Raw genomic sequence first — 1,941 nt, 5'->3', positions numbered from 1 at the left:
CGCACCTTGGCGCGGGCGGCCTCCCCCTTGCGACGCTCGGCTTCGCGCCGCCGCTCCTCCTTCTCGAACGCAGCGGCAGCCTTGCGCGCGGCCTGATCGTCGGTTTTGCGGGATGATTTCTTTGCGGTCTTGGCCGGACGCTGCTTCGATGTCGGCTTGCTTTTGGGTTTGCGTTTGGGCTTGGCGTCGTCATCGGCAAGATCGGTGGGCAGTTCGGCGCTCTCCGTGAAGGCGCCGTCGGATCCGACGGGCCGCCTGAGCACGATGCCCGGCTTCGCCATGGTTGCCGCGACGATGTCAGGGTCGTCAGTCTCCTTCGCTGCGCCCTGATGAAACAGGTTGGAGCTGGCGCCCCAGGCCTCGAGCGCCGCCTTCATCGAGGGCGCCGCGATCGCCTGGTCGAAGAAGCCGAGCGAGGTCTGGTAGGTCTTCAGTTTCTTTGGCATGTCGCGCCGTTAGCGTAGATCTTAGCCCGGATGAGCGAAGCGATATCCGGGACTCATCCCGAAGTATATCCCGGATGTCGCTTCGCTCATCCGGACTACCAACTACGAATTTTCCACCAGCGCATCATAACCCTGCTCGCTGAATGCCAGCAGACAAAACCCGTGCCCGAACGGATCGGCCAGCATCGCGATCCGGCCATACGGCGCATCGCACGCCGGCACTTCCAGGATCGCGCCGGCGCGCAGCGCGCGTTCGACGGCAGCATCGACATCATCGACGACGACGTCGATATGCACGGGCGTCCAGTGCCGGTCGTAGCGGCGGCGATCGCTGCCGGCGCCGACCGTGCCGGCCTGCTTGGTCAGGAGATAGACCGGCGCGCGCCAGCCGAGCAGCTCGACGAAATCGGTGCCGAAGCGGCGGCCGACCGTGAGGCCGAAGGCTTCGGTGTAGAAGCTCGTAGCTTGCGCGACGTCGGGGACGTCGATGTTGAGAAGGAAGGTCATGCCGGCCTCGCTGCGCAGTTGCGCGGCGAACGTAGCCCGGATGGAGCGCAAGCGGAATCCGGGATGATGCCGCACGCTCGGCCGTCGGATTTCGCTGACGCTCCATGGGAGCTACGCAGGACTCTCCTCGTGATCGGACAAGCGCCAGCATGACATCATGCCACTGCTTTGCCCGACGGATCAATCAATATTCGGCATTGCCGAAATATCGAACGTTATCAAAGATGTGCCTACTGTGCATGGGGTTGTTTTCCAGATTCGATGTCCGGCGGGCTTACTTGCCTCTCAGGCTGGCTCGCCGTGATCCTCGTTGCACTGTTTCGGTGATATCGCACCGGCAGGCGATGACGGCGCGCGCGGTCGGCAGCTTTCCCTTGCTTTCCTGTTCCCCGCCCCTACGGTCGCGGCGCCAACCAAGCGTTGAGACGAGAAAAGAATTAGACGAGACTTGCCATGACCGACACGATGAAATGCCCCGCCTGCAACTCCGAGCACGCCTATCAGGACCGCGGTCTCTGGGTCTGCCCGGAATGCGCCCATGAATGGAGCGGTACGGCGGAGACGGCCGCGGACACCGCGCAGGACGCCGGCGTGCGCGATGCCAACGGCAACGTGCTTGCTGACGGCGACAGCGTCATCGTGATCAAGGATCTCAAGATCAAGGGCTCCTCCTCGGTCGTGAAAGGCGGCACCAAGGTGCGCAACATCCGTCTCCAGGACGCCAGCGACGGACACAACATCGCCTGCAAGATCGACGGCATCGGCGCGATGAACTTGAAGTCGGAGTTCGTGAAGAAGGCGTAGCTCGCGCTAGCTTTGCCGCTGCGCCAGGTAAAACCCGCACAGCACCGTCACGAGGCCCGCGGTCTGCAAGAGCGTCGGCGGCTCGCCGAGCAGCAGCCAGAGATTTTCCAGCCGCTTGTCGCGGATCAGCGCCTGCGGCAGCTTTGCGACGCCCTGCACCACGTTGATGAGGTCGAACACGACG

3 protein-coding genes and 1 pseudogene are annotated in these 1,941 nt (G+C 63.5%); 1 reads left to right on the top strand and 3 read right to left on the bottom strand.

Translation table 11 applies throughout. The annotated features are described in order from the left end of the window. A partial coding sequence (locus MOV75_RS36295; protein ID WP_247007780.1) for a cell envelope biogenesis protein TolA occupies positions 1-446 on the bottom strand: 446 nt, incomplete at its 3' end. Positions 447-548: 102 nt separating this feature from the next. Beyond that, a complete protein-coding gene (locus tag MOV75_RS36290; protein ID WP_247007779.1) occupies positions 549-953 on the bottom strand; it encodes a VOC family protein in 405 nt (134 codons plus the stop codon). Positions 954-1,406: 453 nt separating this feature from the next. On the opposite strand from MOV75_RS36290, the gene MOV75_RS36285 reads away from it, so the two are divergent. Next, complete coding sequence (locus tag MOV75_RS36285; protein ID WP_246931010.1) at positions 1,407-1,757, top strand: zinc ribbon domain-containing protein YjdM; 351 nt, start codon at positions 1,407-1,409, stop codon at positions 1,755-1,757. 90 nt (positions 1,758-1,847) lie between these two features. Here MOV75_RS36285 and MOV75_RS36280 read toward each other — a convergent pair. Then, positions 1,848-1,941: pseudogene (locus MOV75_RS36280) on the bottom strand (septum site-determining protein MinD); the annotation flags it as partial.

Source organism: Bradyrhizobium sp. PRIMUS42, assembly GCF_023006515.1.
Classification (GTDB): Bacteria; Pseudomonadota; Alphaproteobacteria; order Rhizobiales; family Xanthobacteraceae; genus Bradyrhizobium.
The sequence above is the reverse complement of the archived record's forward strand: the minus strand, read 5'-3'. Positions and strand labels throughout refer to the sequence as shown.

What these genes read in the sequence shown, in the direction of transcription:
- MOV75_RS36290 (WP_247007779.1), bottom strand. Translation starts at nt 953, where the DNA reads ATGACCTTCCTTCTCAACATCGACGTCCCCGACGTCGCGCAAGCTACG.
- MOV75_RS36285 (WP_246931010.1), top strand. Translation starts at nt 1,407, where the DNA reads ATGACCGACACGATGAAATGCCCCGCCTGCAACTCCGAGCACGCCTAT.